At 44.5% G+C, this 24158-nt stretch carries 31 protein-coding genes; 8 read left to right on the top strand and 23 right to left on the bottom strand.

Annotation, left to right across the window (positions count from 1 at the left end):
- Positions 1-45: 45 nt before the first annotated feature.
- Genes ADM98_RS08650 through ADM98_RS08630 form a run of 5 tightly spaced genes read left to right on the top strand, consistent with a single transcriptional unit; the run spans position 46 to position 4590 of the window.
- Entirely contained in the window at positions 46-1038 is a 993-nt protein-coding gene (locus ADM98_RS08650) for a siderophore ABC transporter substrate-binding protein (RefSeq protein WP_053453122.1), read from the top strand.
- 20 nt (positions 1039-1058) lie between these two features.
- Complete coding sequence (locus ADM98_RS08645) at positions 1059-2054, top strand: ABC transporter permease (protein WP_152910993.1); 996 nt, start codon at positions 1059-1061, stop codon at positions 2052-2054.
- Positions 2051-3115, top strand: a complete 1065-nt coding sequence (locus ADM98_RS08640; protein WP_053453120.1) for an iron chelate uptake ABC transporter family permease subunit — start codon at positions 2051-2053, stop codon at positions 3113-3115. The genes ADM98_RS08645 and ADM98_RS08640 overlap by 4 nt, the downstream gene beginning before the upstream one ends.
- The gene (locus tag ADM98_RS08635) at positions 3112-3864 is read left to right on the top strand and encodes an iron ABC transporter ATP-binding protein (RefSeq protein WP_053453119.1); all 753 of its coding nucleotides are present in this window, start codon (positions 3112-3114) and stop codon (positions 3862-3864) included. The genes ADM98_RS08640 and ADM98_RS08635 overlap by 4 nt, the downstream gene beginning before the upstream one ends.
- Positions 3865-3894: 30 nt before the next feature.
- Positions 3895-4590, top strand: coding sequence for a dihydropteridine reductase (locus ADM98_RS08630; RefSeq protein ID WP_053453118.1), 696 nt, complete (start codon positions 3895-3897; stop codon positions 4588-4590).
- A 60-nt stretch (positions 4591-4650) separates the two neighbouring features.
- On the opposite strand, the gene ADM98_RS08625 is transcribed toward ADM98_RS08630, so the two are convergent.
- The gene (locus ADM98_RS08625; RefSeq protein ID WP_053453117.1) at positions 4651-4917 is read right to left on the bottom strand and encodes a hypothetical protein; all 267 of its coding nucleotides are present in this window, start codon (positions 4915-4917) and stop codon (positions 4651-4653) included.
- A 178-nt stretch (positions 4918-5095) separates the two neighbouring features.
- On the opposite strand from ADM98_RS08625, the gene ADM98_RS08620 reads away from it, so the two are divergent.
- Positions 5096-6202 carry a citrate synthase/methylcitrate synthase gene (locus ADM98_RS08620; protein WP_053453116.1) on the top strand — a complete coding sequence of 369 codons (1107 nt, stop codon included), beginning with the start codon at positions 5096-5098 and terminating at the stop codon, positions 6200-6202.
- Positions 6203-6300: 98 nt separating this feature from the next.
- Here the strand turns inward: ADM98_RS08620 and ADM98_RS08615 are convergent, their stop codons facing one another.
- The 5 genes from ADM98_RS08615 to ADM98_RS08595 form a co-directional block, all read right to left on the bottom strand.
- Positions 6301-6858: a DUF1349 domain-containing protein gene (locus ADM98_RS08615; RefSeq protein ID WP_235504861.1), complete on the bottom strand. Its 558-nt coding sequence runs from the start codon at positions 6856-6858 to the stop codon at positions 6301-6303.
- 439 nt (positions 6859-7297) lie between these two features.
- A complete protein-coding gene (locus tag ADM98_RS08610) occupies positions 7298-8344 on the bottom strand; it encodes a DUF871 domain-containing protein (protein ID WP_053453114.1) in 1047 nt (348 codons plus the stop codon).
- A gap of 83 nt (positions 8345-8427) precedes the next feature.
- Positions 8428-9801 (bottom strand): PTS transporter subunit EIIC, encoded by a 1374-nt coding sequence (locus ADM98_RS08605; protein ID WP_050677086.1) that lies wholly within the window; start codon positions 9799-9801, stop codon positions 8428-8430.
- Positions 9802-9813: 12 nt separating this feature from the next.
- A complete protein-coding gene (murQ, locus tag ADM98_RS08600) occupies positions 9814-10707 on the bottom strand; it encodes an N-acetylmuramic acid 6-phosphate etherase (protein WP_268760715.1) in 894 nt (297 codons plus the stop codon).
- A 433-nt stretch (positions 10708-11140) separates the two neighbouring features.
- Positions 11141-12094, bottom strand: coding sequence for an SMI1/KNR4 family protein (locus ADM98_RS08595; RefSeq protein ID WP_235504860.1), 954 nt, complete (start codon positions 12092-12094; stop codon positions 11141-11143).
- Between the two features lie 149 nt (positions 12095-12243).
- On the opposite strand from ADM98_RS08595, the gene ADM98_RS08590 reads away from it, so the two are divergent.
- Both ADM98_RS08590 and ADM98_RS08585 read left to right on the top strand, forming a co-directional pair.
- Positions 12244-13155, top strand: a complete 912-nt coding sequence (locus tag ADM98_RS08590; protein WP_053453112.1) for an EamA family transporter — start codon at positions 12244-12246, stop codon at positions 13153-13155.
- 3 nt (positions 13156-13158) lie between these two features.
- Positions 13159-13620, top strand: a complete 462-nt coding sequence (locus tag ADM98_RS08585) for a hypothetical protein (RefSeq protein WP_053453111.1) — start codon at positions 13159-13161, stop codon at positions 13618-13620.
- An 84-nt stretch (positions 13621-13704) separates the two neighbouring features.
- Here the strand turns inward: ADM98_RS08585 and ADM98_RS08580 are convergent, their stop codons facing one another.
- The 17 genes from ADM98_RS08580 to ADM98_RS08505 form a co-directional block, all read right to left on the bottom strand.
- Positions 13705-14196 carry a GNAT family N-acetyltransferase gene (locus tag ADM98_RS08580; RefSeq protein WP_235504859.1) on the bottom strand — a complete coding sequence of 164 codons (492 nt, stop codon included), beginning with the start codon at positions 14194-14196 and terminating at the stop codon, positions 13705-13707.
- Positions 14197-14285: 89 nt separating this feature from the next.
- On the bottom strand, positions 14286-14762 hold the full coding sequence (locus ADM98_RS08575) for a glutathione peroxidase (RefSeq protein WP_053453109.1): 477 nt from the start codon (positions 14760-14762) through the stop codon (positions 14286-14288).
- Positions 14763-14835: 73 nt separating this feature from the next.
- Positions 14836-15075 (bottom strand): hypothetical protein, encoded by a 240-nt coding sequence (locus ADM98_RS08570; protein WP_235504858.1) that lies wholly within the window; start codon positions 15073-15075, stop codon positions 14836-14838.
- Between the two features lie 53 nt (positions 15076-15128).
- A complete protein-coding gene (locus tag ADM98_RS08565; protein ID WP_053453107.1) occupies positions 15129-15353 on the bottom strand; it encodes a hypothetical protein in 225 nt (74 codons plus the stop codon).
- A 19-nt stretch (positions 15354-15372) separates the two neighbouring features.
- Entirely contained in the window at positions 15373-15873 is a 501-nt protein-coding gene (locus ADM98_RS08560; RefSeq protein ID WP_053453106.1) for a GNAT family N-acetyltransferase, read from the bottom strand.
- Positions 15874-15898: 25 nt separating this feature from the next.
- Positions 15899-16189, bottom strand: coding sequence for a hypothetical protein (locus ADM98_RS08555; RefSeq protein ID WP_053453105.1), 291 nt, complete (start codon positions 16187-16189; stop codon positions 15899-15901).
- Between the two features lie 120 nt (positions 16190-16309).
- Positions 16310-16678 (bottom strand): hypothetical protein, encoded by a 369-nt coding sequence (locus ADM98_RS08550; protein WP_053453104.1) that lies wholly within the window; start codon positions 16676-16678, stop codon positions 16310-16312.
- Positions 16679-16910: 232 nt separating this feature from the next.
- Complete coding sequence (locus tag ADM98_RS08545; RefSeq protein ID WP_158408688.1) at positions 16911-17339, bottom strand: SRPBCC domain-containing protein; 429 nt, start codon at positions 17337-17339, stop codon at positions 16911-16913.
- 278 nt (positions 17340-17617) lie between these two features.
- Entirely contained in the window at positions 17618-18052 is a 435-nt protein-coding gene (locus ADM98_RS17560; protein WP_235504857.1) for a hypothetical protein, read from the bottom strand.
- Between the two features lie 241 nt (positions 18053-18293).
- Positions 18294-18455 (bottom strand): hypothetical protein, encoded by a 162-nt coding sequence (locus ADM98_RS17555; RefSeq protein WP_235504856.1) that lies wholly within the window; start codon positions 18453-18455, stop codon positions 18294-18296.
- Positions 18456-18649: 194 nt separating this feature from the next.
- Positions 18650-18874, bottom strand: coding sequence for a hypothetical protein (locus tag ADM98_RS08535; protein ID WP_053453103.1), 225 nt, complete (start codon positions 18872-18874; stop codon positions 18650-18652).
- A gap of 137 nt (positions 18875-19011) precedes the next feature.
- Entirely contained in the window at positions 19012-19392 is a 381-nt protein-coding gene (locus ADM98_RS17730) for a phage terminase small subunit-related protein (protein ID WP_053453102.1), read from the bottom strand.
- A 699-nt stretch (positions 19393-20091) separates the two neighbouring features.
- A complete protein-coding gene (locus ADM98_RS08525; RefSeq protein WP_053453101.1) occupies positions 20092-20709 on the bottom strand; it encodes a hypothetical protein in 618 nt (205 codons plus the stop codon).
- Positions 20702-21703: a hypothetical protein gene (locus tag ADM98_RS08520; RefSeq protein WP_053453100.1), complete on the bottom strand. Its 1002-nt coding sequence runs from the start codon at positions 21701-21703 to the stop codon at positions 20702-20704. Before ADM98_RS08520 ends, ADM98_RS08525 begins: the two co-directional genes overlap by 8 nt.
- A gap of 341 nt (positions 21704-22044) precedes the next feature.
- Positions 22045-22809 carry a helix-turn-helix domain-containing protein gene (locus ADM98_RS08515; protein WP_053453099.1) on the bottom strand — a complete coding sequence of 255 codons (765 nt, stop codon included), beginning with the start codon at positions 22807-22809 and terminating at the stop codon, positions 22045-22047.
- Positions 22810-22869: 60 nt separating this feature from the next.
- The gene (locus tag ADM98_RS08510; protein ID WP_053453098.1) at positions 22870-23505 is read right to left on the bottom strand and encodes a hypothetical protein; all 636 of its coding nucleotides are present in this window, start codon (positions 23503-23505) and stop codon (positions 22870-22872) included.
- 379 nt (positions 23506-23884) lie between these two features.
- Complete coding sequence (locus tag ADM98_RS08505) at positions 23885-24097, bottom strand: hypothetical protein (protein ID WP_053453097.1); 213 nt, start codon at positions 24095-24097, stop codon at positions 23885-23887.
- Between the last annotated feature and the right edge of the window lie 61 nt (positions 24098-24158).

Raw genomic sequence — 24158 nt, 5'->3', positions numbered from 1 at the left:
CGTGATTTATGCATTATCAAATTAAATATGAGGAGCTGAATCATCATGGGGAAATGGAAAACACCACTCGTCGTGAGTTCACTTGCTGTTTTACTCGCAGCATGCGGGAACGCAGGAGAAGCAGACACGAAGAAGAACGCTGAGGCACCAAAGACGGTCAAAATCAAGGACGCACACGGAACGGTCAACGTCCCGGTCAATCCGAAGAAAGTCGTCGCACTCGATAACCGGACATTCGAGACACTTGCCGCATGGGACGTCGAACTCGTCGCAGCACCAGTCGGATTACTCCCGGCTGAATCACCATACGCAAAAGACAAGGATATCGTCGACGTCGGCATGCACTTCGAACCAAACCTCGAAGCGATCGCTGGTGTCAATCCGGATGTCGTCATCGTCGGACAACGCTTCGCTGATCATTACGAAGATATCAAAAAGCTCGTTCCGAACGCCGCTGTCATCGATCTCGATATCTCCTTACCGGAAGACTCCGGTACGCCAGGTGAATTACTCGTTAAAGGACTCGAAGATACGACAGAAACACTCGGACAGATTTTTGATAAGAAACAAGAAGCCGATCAACTCGTGACGACACTCGAGCAATCAATCAAAGACGTCAAAAAATCGTATAACGGACAAGACAGCGTTATGTCGGTCATCGTCTCGGGCGGTGATATCGGATTCTCGGCTCCGATGAGTGGACGTGTCTTCGGACCGATGTATGATTTGTTCAACTGGAAACCAGCTCTTGAAGTCAAACAAAAATCGGGCAACGATCAAGGCGATGAAGTGTCGGTCGAAGCGATTGCTCAAAGTAACCCGGACTGGCTACTCGTCCTTGATCGCGACGCACCACTCGGAAACGCAGAAGGTGCTGTACCAGCGCAAGACGTCATCGACCGTGCACCAGCTCTTCAGAAAACGAAAGCAATCAAAGACGACAACATCGTCTACGCACCGAAAGATACGTACTTGAATGAATCGATCCAGACGTACTCGGAATTCTTCACTGATATCGCGAAAGCGCTGGAGAAGTAATGGCACACGCACAGCAACAAATGAATGGAAGAGTTGAGCCATCCGCTCGACCTTCCTTTTCTGTCGTTTGGACGAAGCCGTTCGTCTTACCCTTATGTCTCGTCTTAGCGCTCGCGACGGCGTCCCTCTTCACTGGCGTCTACGAACTACGGAGTGCCGCGAACGATTTCGATATGTTCTGGATCACACGTGTTCCGCGGACACTCGCCTTGATGCTAACGGGTGCTGCGATGGCAATGGCTGGACTCGTCATGCAACTGATCACGCAAAACCGCCTCGTTGAACCGACGACGACAGGAACGATCGAATGGGCGGGACTCGGACTGTTAGCCGTTTACTTACTCGTTCCGGCACCATCGTTGATGATGCGGATGACCGGTGCTATTCTTTTTGCGTTCATCGGAACGATGGTCTTCTTCTGGTTTCTCCGTTCGGTCCGATTGCGGTCATCGTTGATCGTTCCAATCATCGGTCTGATGCTCGGAGCCGTCATCTCCGCGATATCGACGTTTCTCGGGTTGTTCTTCCGTGCCAGCCAAGCGATCGAAGGCTGGTTCGTCGGCTCGTTCGCATCCGTCCAGATCGGTCGCTACGAATATCTCTGGATCATCATCGGTGTCACGGTCTGCATCTTCTTTCTCGCGAGTCGCTTGACGCTCGTCGGACTCGGCGAAGACGTCGCGACGAGTCTTGGCGTCAACTACAATCGACTGATGCTGATTGCGACCGGGCTGATTGCCCTATCCGTCGGTGTCGTCGCGACTGTCATCGGCAATCTGCCGTTCCTCGGCTTGATCGTTCCGAACATCGTCTCGATGTTTCGCGGTGACGATCTCCGTAGTAATCTGCCGTGGGTCTGTCTGATTGGGATGGCGACGATTTTAATCAGTGATTTGATTTCACGCACGATCATCCGTCCGTTTGAGCTACCGGTCTCCTTGATTCTCGGAACGGTCGGGGCAGCCGTCTTCCTCATCATTCTGTTACGTCGACGGAAGACTGGAGGTATCAGATGAGTACCGCGATTAGACAACAAGAACATACACGAATTCAACCGAGCGTTACACGTGAAACCAATCGCCGGGCGTCTGCGTTTCAGTCGAAGCGACTCGAGCGCCGCTACTGGATCCTCCTCATTCTGTTCCTCAGCGGCGGAGTACTCAGTACGATCGGTCTCTTGCTCTACAATAATCCGGTTCCGTTTGATTCTCCGTCCTTTTGGCCGGTCGTCGAGCGTCGGATCACGGCTGTCATCACGATGGCGATTGCCGCAATCTGTCAAAGTCTAGCGACCGTCGCCTTTCATTCGGTCACGAGCAACCGGATCATCACACCGTCCCTGCTCGGTTTTGACGCACTCTACTCGACGATTCAGACATCGATGATTTTCTTCTTCGGTGCGGGAGCACTCGTCGGCTTTACGGGTACAAGCGCCTTTTTGACACAGGTCACGATCATGCTTGCGATGAGTCTCTTGTTATACGGATGGTTACTGTCTGGTAAGTACGCGAACTTGCAACTGATGTTGCTCGTCGGGATCATTCTCGGTACTGGTCTGAACTCCCTGTCGTCGTTCATGCGGAAAATGCTCGACCCGTCCGAGTTCGATATCTTACAAGCGCGACTGTTCGGTTCGGTCACGAATGCCGACGCAGCTTACTTCCCGATCGTCATTCCGGTTGTCCTCGTCGTTGGTCTGTTGCTCTACTTTTCGTCCGGACGACTCAACGTCGTCGCACTCGGAAAAGAGGTTGCGACATCGTTCGGTGTCAATCATCGCGGCAGTGTCATCTACTTCTTGATTCTGATTTCACTCTTGATGTCGATGTCGACGGCGCTGATCGGGCCCTTGACGTTCTTTGGTTTCTTAGTGGCGACACTCAGTTATCAGGTCGCTGCGACGTACGATCACAAATACGTTTTCCCGATGGCATTCGCAATTGGATTCTTCGTTTTAACAAGTGCTTATTTCTTCATGTATCACATTTTCAACACGCCAAGCGTCGTCTCCGTCATCATCGAACTGTTCGGCGGTCTGATTTTCCTTATCGTGTTGCTTAGAAAGAGGTCCCTATGATATCACTCGAACAAGTAAAAAAATCGTATACGGACGACGTCCGGATCGGTCCGATCGATCTATCGATTCCAAAAGGCGGATTCACGGCATTGATTGGTCCAAACGGTGCCGGCAAGTCAACGACGTTGATGATGATCGGGCGTTTGCTTGATCTCGATGCCGGGCAGATCGAAGTCGCCGGGATGGACGTGACAAGTAGTAAATCGAAAGACTTAGCAAAGATCATCACGATCTTGCGACAAGAAAATCATTTCGTGACGCGGCTGACGGTCCGGCAGCTTGTCGGTTTTGGACGGTTCCCCTACTCACAAGGTCGCCTGACAGCGGATGATGAAACAATCATCTCGAAATACATCGATTTTCTTGAACTGACGTCACTTGAGAACCGCTACCTCGACGAATTATCTGGTGGTCAGCGGCAACGAGCTTATGTTGCGATGGTGCTTTGTCAAGAAACGGAATACGTCTTACTCGACGAGCCACTCAATAACCTTGATATCGCCCGCTCCGTCCAGATGATGGGCTACCTGCGACACGTTGCCGATACGTTCGGACGAACGATCATCACGGTTTTGCATGACATCAATTTTGCTGCCAAATACGCGGATCACATCTGTGCGATGAAGGACGGACAAATCGCCGCTTTCGGAACGGTCAAGGAAATCATGGTCGAAGAGACGTTATCCGATATTTTCGAGACGCGACTTGAGATCATCGAAGGCCCATATGGTCCGATTGCTGTGTATTGATACTTTATTAATAGAAATGAGGAATGAAAGATGCAGATCGATTGGCTACCACTAGAACAAGTGACGCAAGAGGGTGAACATACCTATACGTTTCATTTAAAACTTCCAGATGATTTCGTTTGGGAGGAAGGGGCACACACGCATATGGCGCTCGAAGGTTTTAATGTAGGCGAAAAGCCGAACCGTAGTCTGATCCGGCATATGTCGATTTCGACGTTACCTAGCGAAGGGACGATCGGGATCACGACACGGATCAAACCGGAATGTTCCGTCTTCAAGCAGACACTTCAGCAATTGAAAATGGGTGAGAAGATCGCCTTATTCAAAACGCATTCGAATATTCCGTTGCGTCGGGAAGGTCGTACGGTGTACTTACTCTCAGCAGGCGTTGGTCTGGCAACATTTCGTCCAATCACTTTGCAACATCAGATTGATAGAAGCGGCATTCCGCACATGCACTCGTTGAACGTCGACTCTGCCCGGACTGAACTATTCAAGACTCAACTTCCTTCGCATGAGCAGTTTAGCTCCACTTATGTTGAGAGTCGCTCCGCCTACTACGATGCTTTAAAGGATATGACAGCAGACAAGGAAGGTTTGTATTACGTTGTCGGTAGTGATGAATTCCTCCATGACACAATTAACGTGTTGCAAGACGCTAACATTCCAAAGGCTCAGATTATGATTGATAAACGCCAAGACCAATTGGATACGTTTTTGGCATGAAGAAGACCGGGACACTCACACTGTCCTGGTCTCTTTTTGTTATGACGTATAAAGGATCACCTATCCGAAGATAAATACAATGGGTAAAAACAATCCGCCCATCAGGAGCATGCCTAACACGACAGTGATAGTTGATTTGAATACTGACAGCGTTTGATCCTCTAAGGGCTTTAGCCGTTTGATGGGAACAAACAACATTAATGAAGCAACGACTAATCCAAGCGGCTCCAGAATCGTTCGGCTCACCGAAAAGAAGATATCGATCATTAAAAAGACATGCAATACAAAAAAATACCCTAGCAAACGAATAATCATGGCTTTACTCATATGTACTCCTTCTTAAGTTACGAACGTCTTATTAAATTGATTTTTTTGTTAATAGAGTAGAATTTCCCTTTAATTATAACGCAGTAACGAATAATTTTGGAAACGCATTCAAATTACTGGTGATTTAGTGGTAACGTACGTCATACTGACTATAGATAAGAGAAAAGGAGTGTTGAAGATGGAGTACAAAAAAGGACTAGAAGGCGTCATTGCCGCAGAAACACAGATCGGATTAGTGGATGGGACGTTAGGGCATCTCGTCTATCGTGGACACTGGGCAAAGGAACTCGCATTATCTTATTCATTTGAAGAAGTCGCGTATTTTATTTGGAATGGTGCGTTCCCGACTGAATCGGAACTTTTGACATTCAAGGAACAGATGACAAGCTACCGCGAACTTCCTTCTTATGTAAAGACTATTTTAGATACATTACCGAACGAGATGGATGTCATGAGCACGATGCGCACAGCAATCTCGGCGCTTGGTACACCCGCTTTCGCTTGGCCACCAACGATTGATCAAGCGATGCACTTAACGGCACTCCTGCCAACGATCATTGCTTATAAATATCAAAAAAATCAAGGTGCTGACTTCATCGAACCGAATCCGGAACTTGATCACGTCGCGAATTACATCTATATGATCAAGGGACAATTGCCGAGTGACGTTGAGATTAAGGCACTGACGGCGTATCTGATCCTAACGATTGAACATGGTATGAATGCTTCGACGTTTGCTTCCCGTGTCGTCGTCTCGACGGAATCGGAAATGATTTCTGGTGTCTGTGCTGCGATTGGTTCGATGAAAGGTCCACTTCACGGTGGAGCTCCGTCAGAAGTCATTGAAATGATTGATGAAATCGGAACGATCGATAACATCGAGCCGTGGATTCGAAACAAGTTAGAGAAAGGCGAAAAACTGATGGGCTTTGGTCACCGCGTCTATAAGACACGTGATCCCCGTTCAGAAGCCTTAAAAGTCGTCTCGAAAGACCTTGCACAAGAGAGTGATTGGTTCAACCTGATTACACAAATGGAGCAAACGGCGATAGATTTACTCGAAGAATACAAACCAGGTAGAAAGTTGTATACGAACGTTGAGTTCTTCGCGGCAGCCGTCTTAAAAGGACTCGATATTCCAAAAGAACTGTTCACACCGACCTTTACTTCTAGCCGTATCATCGGTTGGACGGCACACATTCTCGAACAAGCGCAAGACAACCGGATTTTCAGACCACAATCGTCTTATACGGGTCAAATGCCAGAAAAAGCGGCTAAGTTTTAATACACTTTCTTATTAACAATTTATCTATTAAAAAAAGTGGGACGATGTATACCATCGCTTCACTTTTTTATGGTGTATTAATCATTTTTATGGTTGTATTAATCATTGATTTTTTCTAACGAAAAGTTTAGTACTTCCACTTCACATCCTGCTGCTTCTACATCCGGACTACAGCCGTACGGTCCAATCTTCAAATCCATCACGTCATGCAAGTGTGCGATGCGGAGTTGCTCTTTGTGCTCTCCCGTCACGTGATACAACGTCACATCTTGATTGAGATAATGAAGTTCAAAGATCAGCGTTGCGTCAAACAGCGTATTGTCGACGTCCCGACACGACCAGTCCGAATAACCGAAGCTCGTCACGACGGCACCGATATGTGACGGACCATCCGGAATGAATTCAGCCGACACTTTCAGCCAGTGATCGTCGTTCACATAGAGTAAAATCCCTGCTTGATCATATGTAGCATTCGGTTTTAATTTCACTTCAATTCGGCTTTTAAATTCTCCACTTGGAGCATCCTGTAGCAACGCATGCCCCGTCAGTCGATTGAACTGATAATGCGTATTACGCCAAAAATCTGTGTCTGGATCCGTCATGAAGCATAATGGCGATTCTGCTTTGATTCGAGTTGGTCGATTGATCCATTTCATCGATAACATCCTCCTTCTTATCGTCCTCTTAACTTCCGCAATTTACGATAGCCACGAATGAGCATATCGAGCATATAACCCCTCCTATATTCTATGAACCCCTACCTCGACAACTTTACGCAGTCGTTGTATATCTTTACTTAATTCCGATCGTTTCAACCGTTTATTCCGTATTAAGTATTGCATATCCGGCCGGTTATCGTACATGAGTTGAATAATGTTCCTTCTTTCTTCAGACGACTCCACTTGCTATACCAATACGATGCCCCCTGAATCAGTAATAGTTCGAATAGGAACAACGACATCCAAAATGCGCTTAATTCAAATAGCTGAAGCTGTGGAAAAAGACGATTTCTGAACCAGCTAAGCGGTAAAATCGTGATGACCGTGAACAGCTCTCCTCGATATAGTTAGGCGAAGCGCTCAGCAACGATCTGCTTCATGGCGTCACCCAGTTAATCCGGAACTTCTGTCCTGGACCAATCTGTGTTACTAATGGGCGATCTTCTTCAATCACTCGTCCAAGGACATTGATCCGTTCATCTGTCGAAAGATCACACTTCGTGATTTGCACCTCACCGGCGTATCGCCCGTAGCGTTCATTATCAATCGTGATTGTTCCAAGCGGACGAGCAGACGTATCGTGTGGTGTCAGGTCCATTTTCGACGGACTCATCCGAGATTCAACGGACCGTATGACATCACGCGCTGGATCAAACCGATTCGTTTCCGTGTAGCGTCGTGCCTGTTGTCCGTTCGCGAGTGCCCGCAGTAAGATAACTCCGTCTTGCTCTGCTTCGAATTGCCGAATCGTCGCGTCCGTTAATCGGGGATCCCCAACAAGAATTCGGTCGACGGTCGGCTGTAAGTCCATGTAACTAGCGAACGGTGCCGCTTTTCTGTGGTCTTCAAGTGTCGGTAACGTCTCGAACAACGGTCCGCGAAGTGTTCCGTCGCCTGGTATGAATGCTTGGACGCGTAGTCCTTGTGCGCGCAACCAGGCATTTTTTCCGTCAAACCACGTCCGATCGAGCCCTGTCTCTGGTCTTGGATAAAAGTTATGCCACGCTTCCGTACGTTCGATTTGAAGCCCGTGTGCTTTCATCTCAGCTAATTCGTCTGCCGTTAACGTACTGGCGTTGAGCGCGACCATCATCTGGTTCGATAACGTCGCGATTTGCTGTGGACTGATGCCGTAATCAAGGCGCAGTCCCGTGACGCCCCACTCCGTTAGCGTTGCTGCTGTCTCCCACGTCTTTCCGAGCGTCGCAAGTGACGCCGGTGCGATGTCCGCGACAAGTTCATACCCGAGTGTCTTTGCTACGCGACCGAGCGCTTGCAACCGTTCGATGTACAGCGAGGAATCATCCTCCGGAATATGTAGTGATGTAAAGAGCGACGAAAACCCGACATCGCGCATCCACTGCAACCACTCAACCGTCTCATCCGTCATCGGTTCATTTAAATAAATTGATAATCCTTTCATCGACTCACTCCTTCCTTTCTCTACTTAGGGAAAAAGCAGCTGATTCCTTCTTTTTTAGAAGGATTCAACTGCTTTTCAATACCTTAAATACCGTCTGCCATCTCTTCTTTGAAACCGAACCAGTACGTGAACAGGAAACCTGCCGCGTACGAAATGACGAGACCCCCGATATACGTCAAGTACATCCCGTTATCGATCAACGGTGTTAATGATAAACCGGATACGCCGACACCAAGCGCTGTCGTCTTCATTGTCGCTTGGAAGGCACCGCCGACCGCAGCCCCGAGACATGCCGTTACGAACGGACGACCGAGCGGTAACGTGACCCCGTATAACAGCGGTTCACCGATTCCAAGGAAACCAACTGGAATCGCACCCTTGATGATGTTACGCAGACGCGGGTTACGCGTTTTGACGAAGATCGCCATTGCCGCCCCGACTTGACCCGCTCCTGCCATCGCAAGAATCGGTAAGAGTGGCGTGTTGCCAATCGTGTTCAAGAACTCAAGGTGGATCGGCGTTAGTCCGTGATGGAGACCGACCATGACGAGTGGTAGGAAGAAGCCGGCAAGTACTGCACCTGCAAGTGGTCCACCAACCTCAAGTACGGCATTGATTGCTTTCATGATCCCGTCCGACAGAAGTCCAGCGACCGGCATGATTGCATACAGCGAAGCAAACCCAACGATTAACACTGTCAACAGTGGCGTAAAGATGATATCAATCGATGCTAGCATGAAGCGACGGATATGTTTCTCAAGATATGTCATCAACCAGGCCGCGAAGATGACACCGAACAAACCGCCCCTGCCCGCAACGAGCGGTTCCCCGTAAATCGTGATGTCCGCAAGCACCGGATTGAATAAAATTCCGCCTGCGATTGCGCCGAGTACCGGTGTCCCACCGAACTCTTTCGCTGTGTTCCAACCGACAAGGATCGCGAGATATAAAAAGACCGTCCCACCGATCAGTAGTAAAATCTGCATCCATGTCTGCGTTTCATCGACACCCGCATTCTTCGCGAAGTTCGCCCCCCCGTTGATGATACCGGAAGCGACAAGACCCGGAATAAGCGGGATGAAGATGTTCCCGATTCGGCGTAAGAAGCGCTTGAACGGTGACTGCTGTTTCGCCTTCACCTTTTGCCGCTCGACAGCTGCTCGTTCTTCTGGTGTCAAATTCGGATCGACGGACTCTTCCCCGATTGCGAGTCCCGTCTCACGACTTAAGTGATCGGCTACCCGATTGACCGTTCCCGGTCCAACGACGATCTGTAATGTCTCGTCATCAATGACCCCCATGACCCCATCAATCCGTTTTAAAGCGTCGATATTTGCTTGCGTCGGATCTTTTAACGATAAGCGAACCCGCGTCATGCAGTGCGCAAGCTGCCGGAGATTATCTTTTCCACCGACGTGCTCGAGTATCGCCTGTGCCAACACTTCTTCCTTCTTCATCGTGTTTCCCCCTTAGAGTGCGTCTCGGACGAATCCGTTTGCTTGCTGTAACCGTTCAACGGCTTCCGTGTACGGAATGTTTGCGAGAATCATGACGATCGCCGTCTTGACGTGACCGTTCGCTTCGCTGAAGATGCGTTCCGCCGTTACGGCATCGACTCCTGTCGCCTCACTGATCATCCGCTTCGCCCGGATCTCGAGCTTCTCGTTCGTCGACTGAACGTCGACCATCAGGTTTTGATAGACTTTACCGACACCAATCATCGCTGCCGTCGAAATCATGTTCAAGACGAGCTTTTGAGCTGTTCCCGCTTTTAATCGTGTGGACCCCGTCAAGACTTCTGGACCTGTTTCGACTTCAATCGCATAACGTGCATGCCCACTGATAATCGCATTCGTATTACAAGAGATTGCTGCTGTCACCGCTCCGACTTCCTTCGCGTAATCAAGACCTCCGATGACATATGGTGTCCGACCGCTTGCAGCGATGCCGATGACCGTATCACGTGCTTCTAGCTGGAGCGCTTTCAAATCATCGACGGCAAGCGTCCGACTATCCTCTGCTCCCTCGACCGCCTTGATTAATGCGCGCTCTCCACCAGCGATCAATCCGACGACCATATCTGGTGAGACCCCGAACGTTGGTACACATTCTGCTGCATCAAGAATTCCGAGTCGCCCACTCGTACCGGCACCGATATAAATCAAGCGTCCTCCGGCATTAAACGACGCAATGACATGTTTGACGACTTCTGCTATGACCGGAATCTGCGTCTGAATGACCGTTGCGACAGTCTGATCCTCGGCATTCATCACGCGCAAGACATCCTCGACCGGCATATCATCGAGATGCATTGTCCGCTCATTTCGACGTTCCGTTGCTAACTGATCTAACATCTGCTTCACCCTTTCTGTTATCCCTCCCTTTATTATACAATTAAGAAATTTTAATTCAATATTATTTATTTAATTTTGAAATTAAATTTCTATATAAACGAAGTTCTGTTTTTCTTTTTCAGGCTTAGTCTTCAAATCTCCTGCTTGCCATAATCTCATCGTTCGCGAAATCCAGTAACGCACACATTCGCTTCCGCTCAATCGTAGGGACGAGTAATGTCAGTTGATAGAGCAGCGTCGCATAGTATCATTAATAAAAATAAATAAAAAGCTGACTTTCACCCGTTAGTTGCCTAAAGGACAAAAATCAGCTTCCCATGGGACCACTCTTGTACGTCTCATGTTACTAGTAGCATCATTCGTACCGGAACCTATATGAGGTTCTGAAGATATTTTTTACAGAAGTCGTTCACCAGAGGCATAAATTATTTTAATTTCTGATTCATTCCCATCCTGGAAGTGGGCGTGGTGGCTCCTCGACGAAGGCACGGTATCCATCAAAGCGCATTCCTTGCCGTTGTGGATTGTGGTTACGAATCAACGGATCATCCGTCTCGTCTTCGTTCTGCCAAAATCGGTGTTCCGTCTGAAAGACCATAATCGAAGAATATTGGAAACGCTCCGCCATTAGATATTCCCGTACCGATTGGACCACTTTCTCAAAGCGCGAATCCGAGTCGTAGCTAGCGCCGAGACTTTCTTTGTCTTGCTTTCCTTCAAAAACCTTAACCGAGAAATAAGCATCCCGCTTCGCAATCGGGTACTCGATTTCAACGCGAACCGAGTCGACGAAGCGAATCGGTCGTGGTTTGCTCACTTCCTCTTCGGAATTGTGGTCTTCTACATAATAATCATTCGTTGCAATCGAGAAGTCTTTGAACTCCCAGAACATATCCCCTTGCGCAATGATTGCATATTCAAGGAACGTGCCGAAGTTCTGTCCGATTGGGTCAGTCTCCTCTGTCGACAACTCATGAAACATCCAGTGCATATAAGGTGTCTCATCCGTCTTCGCATCTTCCGTATGAATCAAGACAAATCCTTCGTTCATTTCGCCAATCATTAAAAAGTGATCATAGTCTTCATGGATCAGGTCATCCTCTTTAGCCTGGATCGTCATTTCAATGACTTTTTCAAGCGGATAGAGCTCGATGCCGAGACCTTGAATCATGAATAATTCCGCTCCGTCATGTAAACGAAGAAATGTCTTGTATTCGCTTGGTAACGTTAGGTTGAACTGTGTTTCAAACGACTGAATCGCTTGTTCCGTCACTGGATCATTCAGGTTGAATTGAGCGACTCCAGTGTCGTATCGCCGCTGAATGAAGGTCGACCCATGATTGATTTTTTGTGTTAAGACTTCAAGTATCGCTTCGATTTGGTTCATTTCTTTCATACATCTCATCCTTTTCCTCTTCGCATTCGTGAATGATACGACTTCACCCTATACAACATACCATTTTTTCAATTATTTGGTGTATTCCATACTACTTGTTCTGTGGTATTCTCGTTCTAATATCATTCAAAAAAATGACGAGGTGACCCATGTCTAAATCATCATCGATGTTACTCATATTACTCGCTGCAATCTTTTGGGGCACGACAGGTACCTCGCAAGCCTTTGCTCCAGACGATGCACATCCGATCGCGATTGGTGCCGTACGTCTTGCCGTCGGCGGACTGTTCTTGCTCTTTCTTGTCTTCTTAAAAGGAAAGCTGACATTGCGCGACTGGCCGCTGCGGACGATTTTACTGGCTGCCGTCAGCATGGCAGCTTACCAGCCCTTGTTCTTCTCGGCTGTTTTGATGACGGGTGTCGCCATCGGTACTGTTGTTGCAATTGGTAGCGCACCGATCTTTTCCAGATGCATCGAGTGGCTCTTCTTAAAGAAACGTCCGGCTTTGCTGTGGTGGGCATCAACCGGATTATCGATCACCGGTTGTCTGTTGCTACTGAACAATCAAGGGACGGTCGCGATCGATCCAATCGGCATCGTTCTTGCACTTGGTGCTGGACTATCGTTTGCCGGGTACACGTTCGTTAGTCGTGATCTCGTTAAGACCCACGCACCGCTATCGGTCGTTGCCGTCATCTTTACGACAAGTGCCCTGCTACTATCTCCCCTGCTATTCTTATTTGATCTCTCGTGGTTGGTCACGTCACGAGGGGCTGGAATCAGTCTCCATCTCGGTGTCGTCGCGACCGGACTAGCTTACTGGTTATTCGCAAAAGGACTATCGAACGTACCATCGTCGACTGCCGTCACACTCTCGCTTGGTGAACCATTGACGGCCGCTTTGCTCGGTGTGTTCGTCCTCGGCGAACAGTTAAGTGGCACAGCTTGGTTCGGAATCTCGTTATTGTTACTCGGAATCGCTCTATTGATTGGCTCGTCCCGCCTAGCAGCACGCCAAACCGTTTTGACAGAAGAACGACAAACTCGAACAGGAGGTTAAGTCATGCGAGAAATCACGCTTGAAAAACTACAATTTCGCGAGGATTATCACATCGGACTTGATCAGTTCTCGATTGATGTCGCAAATGGAAACCGATTGATCTTTCATTTTCGCGGACATACGGAGGAGACGATGGTCATCGTCGGCGACTACAGTTGCAATTACTTCCGGTTGACCTTCGAAGCGGATGCAATTCTGCTACGTTCACCGGACCTGTATGAACTAAAAGAAGATGTCGAGATCAATCCGATTCCGCTCCTGACGCTGACCGACTCGAAACTACTGACGTTTGCGCGTGAACTGATGGGGCTCGATTCTGCGAAAGACTGGGTCCATTACTGGCTCCGCGCATTCGAGCAGGATTTTCATGTCTTGTCTCCCCGTCCACCGGTCCTGACCGACCTCGGACATAAACGAAGTGATGCAATCGTTACGTATTCATTTGATTCACTCATTGTTGAATGACTTGAATATGACTCATACGCAAAAAGGCCCTCGAAACAATCCATCGTTTCGAGGGCCTTTTCTATGAAAATCCATAGGAACATCTTAGTGATGATTAATCGTATACTCCATCAACCAACTTGTACCGCTATCAATTTTTTTTACTTTTTGAAACCCGCATTTTTCGTAAGCTCTAATTGCTCTAAAATTTGATATTTCAGGATCTAGAATAATTCGATTGACTTCCTTATCTCTAGCGATATCTTCAATGAATAACTTTATCATTTTCGTTCCAACACCTTTATTAAAAAGTTCAGGATAGCCAATAAACTGGTCAATTCCAAATATGATAAAGTCCGCGGGATATCCCCACGACTCTTTTTGTTCGTCATCTATCAAATAACGTTGCATGAAACCAATAGGTTTATCATCTAACTCGACGATGTGGGGAACGACAGGGATCTCTCCATTTACTCTCGGTTCGTATTTATCTTTCACTTGTTGCAACGTAAATGGTGCGTTCACATCTCCAAAGAACTCTAACACTTCTTTTGTACTTAACCATTGAGACATGATTTCATAATCAGTATGTTGCATTTTTCTGATTGAGACGGAATTGATCTTCATATGTACCTCTCGCATTCATTCGTAACCGTCCGACGACTCGCACCGAACGGTTACAGGGATTATAGATAGAGGGATAACGTTTTCTCAACCGACTGGACGGAATCGACCGGACTGAACCGCTGTACGACACGTCCTTGTCGGTCAATTAAAAATTTCGTATAGTTCCATTTGATCTTTGACGACAGTAGACCGGAGCGTTCGCGTTTTAAGAATGTATAAAGCGGATGTTCATTCGGTCCATTGACGTCAATCTTCTGAAACATCGGAAACGTCACACCATAGTTCAGCTGACAGAACTGCATCGTCTCTTCCTGACTCGCGAACTCCTGCTGATTGAATTGATCACACGGAAAGCCAAGCACCGTGACTCCTCGTTTCTCATATTGATCGTACAATGCCTGCAGTTCGCCAAGTTGTTTGACGAGCCCACATTTACTCGCCGTGTTGACAATCACGAGGATACGCCCAGCGTAGTCACGTAGTGAAACAGTCTCTCCCTCTGCATTTTGTACAGTTGCATCGTATACAGTTTGCATGCATCCCAGCTCCTTTGCCCCGAGTATAAGACAAAACACGCCACCTGTCGTTTTCAGGCATGCGCGTAATGCTTTACCAAATCGTCTCTTCTTTGTCGCTCAGTTTGATGACGAACGGTAGAATCAAGACGAATAAGAGGCTGACGTATCCGAGCGATAAGTAATGTTGTGAGTCTTTCGAAATGTATTGCTTCACGCCGCAGTTCGGACAGGCTTTACCATGTTTCGAAAATCCGACAGCAAGCACTTCTTTTGTTTTGAACTTGTATTGGCAATTCGTACAACGCACCATCTGATCATCTCCTTCTTCCATATCTACTGGTTGATCCAGGAAAAAGTTTCGTGAAATTGAAGGTAACCGACAGCTTACCGCATGGATTCTTCCCGGTCGCTCAATCGAATCAGAAAAGGCAAGAACAGGACAAACAAGAGACTGATATTCCCGAGTGATAGGTAAAATTGTGACTTCCGGGACATGTATTGTTTCACGCCACAGTTCGGACATGGTTTGCCTTTCCCATGTATCGTAACACTGACGGCAAGTAGTTCTTTAGTTTTGAACTTGTACTGACAATTCTTGCATCGTGCCATGACATCATCTCCTTTTCTTTTATCTACTTAATGATCCAGGAAAAGGTTTCGTCGTGTAGATTGGTTGTAGACGCATCTTCATAAATTCATAACTTCCGCCGTTCGTCGCCTGTTGGAATCGTTCGACTGGCTCGAAGCCACTTTTCGTGTACAAACGAATCGCCCGCTCGTTGAAGGTCGCGACGGCTAATTCGATTTGTTTTGGTGCATAATGATCCATTACAAACGCAAGACCGGCATCTAAAAATGCCATTCCATTCCCTTGCCCCGTCAAGTCCGGTCGCATGCCAAGCCCAACGTCAACAACTTCTGCGTTTGGTTCGAATACATAGTAGCCAATCAATTCTTCCTTATTCAATACAGCGAAGTAATGCTCGGTCCGCTCCTCTGGGTTGAGAAATTCGGCTAAGTCGTCCTCGTCGTTCGGCATATCATAGAATGCAAACGGACCATCATACTGCCACTCGTAAGCAATCTGTTCCGCCTGTCGTTGCGTCAGCGGTGAAAAGGTATAGCTCATCGTGATTCAGCTCCTCTTCGATTCGTCAACGCGATCGATTTTTTCGGTAGTCTAACAGTAGCGGCAATACATTCAATCCGATCGAGATGAACGTCAACACCCACAGCGCCCGCTCTATTCCCGGTACGACGTCTTGTAGCGCTGCCCAATCCTCCCGTGCCACGAATTCTGCGACGAGGCGGTATTCTGCGCAAAGTGTCAATGCCGTAAAACTCAGTCCGAGCACCATCAGGAAACAAAACTCCTTACCAATCAGATAGAAGATGATGTTCAGTGCGGTAAATCCAATTGCCATTAATCCAAGAATGATCCACATTTTTCATTTCCTCCAAAGGAATACATAGTTAGTTCGTTGTGTAATAACGTTTGTTTTGAACACTTTTCAAGATTATGTATGCCTCATGCTACTTCACTCATAAATTTTTGGTACCATCCATTAAGTGCGTGATGAGAGGTATTTATAAATAGTCCAGATGCTAAAAACACTTAAAATCGTCCCAATGAACGAAAATAATGTTGTCATCATTCCATTTGGAATCATGAAGCCAATTGGCATCAATCCGATAAATGTTAGAACAATAAAAGATTGATAGACCACATTGATGATATTTATTAGTGAATGATTAAAGAACGACAAAATGAGCGGTGGTAAGAACAATACGATGGTCATGATCACTGAAATACGAAAGGCTACAGGCTCCTCTAGCGAAGTGACATGATCTCCTACAGCATTTTTTGATACGATGAATAATTGTGCCACTGCGGAGCACATTGCTAAAAACACGAGCAATACTTTTCTAATCATAATTCGACCTCCTTTTTTCCCATCATATCATTCTCCCTCAAAAAAATGTTTATATTATACTTTAAATAACATCATTTAACAATTATTAAAAAATATAGTTTAATTTTTTATCTTTTTACAAACTAAACAGCATGACTTTCTATTTTTTACTCACAAAAATCCCTTCTTAGACTAAAGTCCATGTAAGAAGGGATTTAATATGCAAAACGATCTATTTCTCTTATTAAAAGTCTTATGGATTCAACTGATCAACAAGAGTATAGTTTCCTGCTTCGACATACGTCGTAAAACGATCCAGAATACTTTGCCACGAAGCGCGTTGTGCATCCGGGTCATTTACCTGATCGTCTTCAAAAATTTCAATCACTTTCGTTCGATGGCGTAACGGAATGAACATGACTTCAACAAGTCGCCCATCCTCTAATTGATAACGCAAATGCTCTAAGGGCGAGACTTCCTGATACGTACCCAAATATTCGACATACGTCGGACTTCCTTCGCGTTGCATTCGACTTTTAAAATGTCCCTGTTCCATTAATTCGTTCTCGACATGAGTCGTATACCAGCCATTCGACGATCGATACCATTGCATCATGTGCTGCGGTTCTGTCCACAGACGCCATACGGTCTCGATCGGAGCTGAGATCGTTGACGATATCATTAAAAAATTATCCAACATGTTCCCTCCACTTTAAAGTCTTTTTCAAAGAATTTAATCTCATTAGATTTTTTCTAAAGATAACTTTCGATAGACTAGTCTAATATCCCTACTTATTTATAGAAATAGTTTTAAAGAACTAAGGGGACGGGTCCGATGAATTGTTTATTCAGGAACTTTGTACCTTATTCATAATGAAAGTAGAAAATAAATTTTAAAATACCGCTCGACATCGTCTCTTTGAACTTTTAAAGGCTTTCATCCTCTGGCTCACTAAAACACTAGGCGAGGGCGTCCGCGCGGTCAGGTGATGCCAGTCCGCGCTTCTTCATTTTGTCCTTATGTTCGACCTTGATGACGCCTTTGCTGAGGACCCGATACTTCCGTGTCTTCAACTGTGAGACGAGCTTGTCGTCTTCAAGCAATTCGATAGTCGGTTTTTCTCCTAGCATTCGGCGTCTGAAGTTCGTATCGAGTAAATCGCGTAGGTAACCCCACAACTGATCGCCGAGCTTATCGTAGATATCCGAGTCATCCGCTCTCGATCCGTTGTTGATACCGTGGACTTCGAACTTCAGCATGTTATGGATATCAATATATTCGTCGATCCCATCCGTGACACCACCACCGACACGGGCATACATGATGGTCTCATCATCCCCGTACCGGGCGACGTCGATCCCGATATGGATATCTGCGTATTTGACGGGTGTCACGGTGACACTGATAGCATGATTCGTGAATTCGAACGGGATATAGGCGTCTGCCTCCGATTTCGGGAAATCTCTTAGAGCGCGGAAACATTAGACGTCCGAGTCTTCGTTATACTTCTGCTTCAGCATCTCGATCGTGTCTCGTGATGTGCGCGAATAGGCTGGTCTTGCATACTCCAGTGGTGTTTGTTGCGGTTATTGGGATCAAAAAAGACTTCACTCGTTCGAGTCGGATTTCCACGCATCAAGATTTTCTTCTCGTCCACTTCAGCAGCCACTTCAACAGTTCGGATTTCTCCATCCAATTGGAAATGTCTGCCCAGAGGACGGTGAACAGTTGATCCTTCGTCGGTGCGGTCGCGATGACTTTCGGATTTGGTCGGCATGTCAGGTACCAGAGAGTCAAGACGGCTTCAAGCCCCGTCTTGCTTACTCCCTGTCCGGAGCGGACGCTGACCCTGTTCTTCTTCGATAGATCGTCGCGTACGCCACGCTGCCATTCGTCCGGATAAAAACCGAGAATGTTTTCCGCGAATGCCGCGGGATCGTCCCAGTAGACGTCGATGACACTAGCGAGTACGTTATACGGCTTCGTCTACTTCATGGCGTTTCCACCTGTTGCTCGCAACGTCGTTCGGCAGCTGCAAGGACACCGTCTTTCCAGTCAATCGTCGTCTCGTCACTCGTATCCGCATTCTTCAACTGTTCGACTTCGAGCTTCAGTTTCTCTAGCTTCAGGACGCGTTCCTCGTCCCCTTTGGTCAACTTCTCATAGGAGCGGATCATCGCGTCGAGCCGTCCCATCGCAGTAGCAAGGGAAGACATGAACGTCGCTTGTTTCTCTTAGGCGAAACGGATTTCACACCCGTCCTTCGATTCCCCACTTGCGCTCAACTCTTTCGACATGTCGTTGGCGTCGTTGACATACATGATATTCAAGGAACTGATAATATTCGCATGCATTAGCTGAATCTGATCCCAGAGTAGATCAGCAGGATTCCGTTCCGCCGTACAACGCATGATCTCAAGGATGAATCCGGTATGTATTGACGGAACAGACTATGGAGTAGTGCCTTCTTATTCCCTACCGGAGCACCGCCCCAGTTGCCGTCAGCGTTCTTGTTCCCCTTTGGTGCGCCACTCTTACGTCGTTTAGGAGCGCTCCCTTTACTATTCGTTTCTTCATCATCCCAGCGGTCCGTCGATTTCCAATTGCGAATCGCGCTCGGGGAGACATCCATCTCCTTCGCCAGATCGACTAATTTATATGTCGGATCCTGCTTGATGGCGATGCGCCACTTCTCGCGAGCCTCATCCCGCCGGTGGTCTTTTGGTCTCGCCACGCTCCCAACGCTTTCCTAATTACTGGATTGTGTTGTTTTTTAGGACGACCGACGACCTCACTTATGCCGCTCTCTCATCATTCGATGCGTCTGACGCTTCGTTCCTGATACGATAAGACCACATGCACATCCCAAGACGTGTTCAGCTCATAGCGTGCCGTATAGCAGTACTGAGGGGAATCCACTATTAGAGCCTTGAGTACCATCTTTCGGAGATTGTCTCCAATCTTCCGCCATCTTCCAATCAGCGCACGCAATTCCATGTGGTAGATTAATTGGTCGTTAAACCTTAAATGCGTTTATGGATTCGTACACTGATTGGAAGAAACGAATCACTTCATGCGTTTGGTTATCTGTTTCCAGAGATACTTCAGCCAATCACTTTGAGGAATCTGCGTGACGGTTCCTGTGCGTTAATCCTTACGACGTGGATTCACTTTCCAGTGCATCATGTATGGTTCGCGTTTCATGCAACCACTTCTTATATGTACAAACATCCGGATAAGATCGATGATTGCAAGTATCTGGGGGAATAACATGGAATCGACCGCTAGGCTGACTAAGGGAGGTCAAATTCAATCATCCGGAAATTTCTGCATACAAAAAGCGCCCTATCTGTTATAAGGCGCTGGTATGTGAGTAATACACATATCTTAAAGAAAAATTAAACTTTCGTCTCGTTATACCATATAAATTTCCTTACTCTTGTGGCTTTTTAAATCTTTCTTCTACTAGATACTTAATGAACAACAATTCTAAGCTTACTTTAACTAAATAAGTGGCATAAATTAAATTAAATGTAGGCAAGTGAACTAATATAAAAAATATAAAAAACGTAGCAACTATTTCTTTAGTACTTTTTAAATCAGTAATTAGTTCTAAAGGAATATTTACTATTATTTTAATTAAAATCAATTCAGCAATTACCCAAAGATTTTGTAAAGCAGTAAACGCATACATAAAGCACAGATTGATAAAGCTACTAAATTTATCTATTTTTTGCATGTTATTAATCATTAAATTGTTAATCAACCCCAAAATAATTGCGACCGCACCAATAATAAATCCTAACAATCCAAAATATCCACCAATAAGAACACCTACAAAATCATTAGCAAAATCTATAAATTTTTTAGGATCAATTTTAAACATCCATACTAATAAAGCCGAGACTATACCGGAAAATGCATAAGAGTAAAAAGCTTCAGGGCTTACAAAAATCTCTTTAAATTTTTTAGTCCTTTTAAAGTAGGAGATAAAATCGGAGTTCTTTAATAAGTCTAAAGGAGTGAATTTCTCCTTTTCTTGATTACTCATTATTTTCTATCTCCTCCCTTTTTATTTTATAATAATATTCAGTTTTTTCTTCCGTTTCTTCTCTTAAAACTGAAATGTTGTCTCTAGAACTTTTAGGAATGTTTGAGTAAAGTACAATATCTTTATTATCAGAAGTATCTATTTGAATTACATCTCCATCTTTAGAAGTTCCATTACCCTTGATCACTGCATATGCAAACTTGGCCATTTTAAGCATTCCTTCAACCAATTTTGAAGATTTATCAATCGGATCTTTCTTAGGAGCTTTTAATTCAATTGTCGCTTTTGTTGCATTAGATTCTTCTACATACGGATATAAACCGCCTATAATATCTGAAACTTCATTTTTAGATCCATTTGGAGGAATAAAATCTACACTAAAATTAGTAAGAATATCTATTTTCTTAAATTTAGATAATAACATTCTTGAATCTATCAAAAGTATTAATTCAATTCCTCCAATTTGTGGAATTGTTTTTTCTATTAAAAGTTTAAAAATAGTCATAAATTTTTCTTTTGAAAAATGTAATTCAGGAGAAAATCCAATTATTTCTTTTGTCACGTTAAAAGAAAATGTTACATAAACAGTTTTATCTGGAGTGTGGTGATCACTTAAAGATTCTTTTCCGGTATCATCTAAAAAAAATCTGTTCCAGTCATCTCCATATATACGTACTACTCGACCACTAATAATTTCGTCTCCATTTTTTTGAGTGTGGTCTAGAGACATAAATTTATAATAGGAACAATCTTCATCTGGTTCTTCAACACTTTGATCTGAACTAATGTCCATGAGGTCTTTATCTTTTTTTAAGATATTTTTCATACTTAGATATTCTATAACTTCATTCTTTTCCTCGTCATAATAAATCACTGTTTTATCATTTATACCACTGACTATTTTCTTTAGGTATTTTTTTAAATTTGCTTCCCCACTACGTATAGAGTGTATTTTCTCATTAATATTAAACTTCAAAAAATAGATTTTACTCATATATAATCCCCTCATTTTTCTAATTGTTTTAATTTTAGGATAAACGAGTGTTATCTCAAAATCATTTTTACTTTTATAAAAATTGGGAATATATTTCGACAAGTTTCGTCATTTTTTAGAAGAAACTTGTATTTTTGGTTTAATAAAAATTCGTACATGCACGATGTGTGCATATAAATAACATAAATGTAATTTTTATACACAAAAAAGACGCCTTATTCGTTCAAGGTGTCTTAAACGAATATTTCTACCTTAAAATAAAAAATGTATCACGCTTTTTTATTTTCAAATATTTTTTAGTTTAACCGATTATAGATAATTTTTTTAACAGTTATATAGTTTTATTTAATATCTAAATATTTCGATATCTTTTTTGATTTCTCTTCATCTAAAATTCGCATACTTTGCAAAGAATTACTCGCTTTTCCGTAGAGTTCTTTTGCAACTTTTTTAAATTCCACATCAATTGATTTAACTGAATTTAACAAAATCAGATTTTTGTACTCAGAATCTCCCCAAACGCTCTCAGCAAATTCCTCATCTTCTGTTTTATGAATAACTTCGCCATATGCAATAAGTTTTTGAGCAAAGTAAAATACAACTAAATCCCCTGACGATATTCTATGAAAACGGTTTAAGGTTATTAAATTTTTCCCATCCTTTACTCCCCAAATTGAGAGGTCAATGTCTGCACTTTGATCATTATATTCTGACTCTTTTAAAAATCTTGTCACAAATTTTTTTCCGAACGTCGGTGATTCTCCTTTAGCGTTTAAAATACTTTTATTAAAATTTATTAGTGTAGTTCCAACAGGCTGTAATATAATTTTTTTACTTTTATAGGTTTCAACTTTTTTTATATTAAATTTGCTGTTTATCAAACCAAGTTCTTCTTCAGTCGGTAATTTCATCTTTTCAGATAATAAATCAGCGTTATCGATTTTCAATAATTTTCTTAATGAATCCATTCTCTGAATAGGTATCGCCCGTTCACCATCAATCCATTCTTTAGCTTTTACGGTGCTTATGCCTAACCCTTCTGCTAGTTCTTTTGTAGACATATCTCTTCTTAACATTAATATTTTCAAAAAAGTCATAGATTCCATATTTCTCCTCCAAAACTATTTAGCCGAGAGAACCAACAGTTCCCTCGACTAAATATATTATCACTTGCCGTTTAAATTTCTACTTAAGTATTCAAGAACCTTAGTTACCTGTTCTTTTTTCCATATGCGTCGCATATTTTGAACAACTGATCCTTTCGAATAGATACTAGCGGTTAAATCGATGATTGGCAAGTCAGTAGAAACATAATTTTCTAAAGTATAAATGAATTTGTACTCTCCATCATCCCATGCCCATTCAGCTAAAGTTTCACTTACAAATTTGTCTCGAATATTCGCAAGACCAACTACTTTTCCTTTTGATTGGAACACTATTAATGTATCCTTAGTAAGTTTGAGATAACATTTTTCATTTCGATTAGTCTTACGATTCTTACAACCGTAAAATCGGTCATCATTTGTATTGATATTTCCACTTACATTTTCCAAAATTTCATTTGGAATTCCTTCGTGTAAACCTTTTGGAAACGGTGAATTTCCATTTCCAAAAGCTACTGTTCGTTCAAAATTTAGGCTCCCCACAGGTACAATCAAAATCTGACTTACATTACTCAGTACCTCTTCTATATAAAACGAATTTACTTTCTTACTCAGATCCCAATTTGACATATGAAACACACCTACCTTCCCGTTCAAATTTTGATTCTCCGAAGATGATCCATTCACAACGTTTTCCATAACTAATGCACTCCATTCTGTTAAAAAGTGTATAGTGCAGACAACATGATCAAAATATTGTCGACCTCATATACCGTAATATAATCTATAGTGTTACAAAAAGCAACACTTTAAAAATTTAATCGTTCATTAATTAAACCTATTAAAAACTCTACGTATATCTTTTTCCCTAAACATATGTTAGAAATAGCGCTTCATCGGCTCCTCTCGTGTGACGTGTACGCGTTTCTCTACGCGTTCGATGCAGGTATTATGTTTCATGTTCTCCATCAGCTGGATGTGTCCCGTCTGTCTCGTCCTCCTTCTGAATGACTACTGTTGTTCTTGGTTGAATGGTACGCGTCTGCGAGGAATGCACCTTGATGAGGTAAGTTGTTCGTTAATGCTGATCCTCAAACGAATGCTGGATGTCCGCTCGTCGCGCTTCCGTGTCTCGTCTCAATCGGGAGAAGGTCTCTTCGAACACGCGCTGATCATCTTGTTCCGCTTTCGGTTTTGAACGTTGCGAAAGTTTACCGCCGATAAACGCGACGCTGAGAATCCCGATGATCAGGATCGATGTGAAGATGAATAAGGTTTCGGGCGGTGTCATGGTTGCCTCCTACGGCCGAAGTAATGCCGGGCATTCCGCTCGGCGTCTCCGTCGTTCGCCT

Origin of the sequence: Exiguobacterium sp. BMC-KP (genome assembly GCF_001275385.1) — a bacterium.
Lineage (GTDB): Bacteria > Bacillota > Bacilli > Exiguobacteriales > Exiguobacteriaceae > Exiguobacterium_A.
The sequence above is the reverse complement of the archived record's forward strand: the minus strand, read 5'-3'. Positions and strand labels throughout refer to the sequence as shown.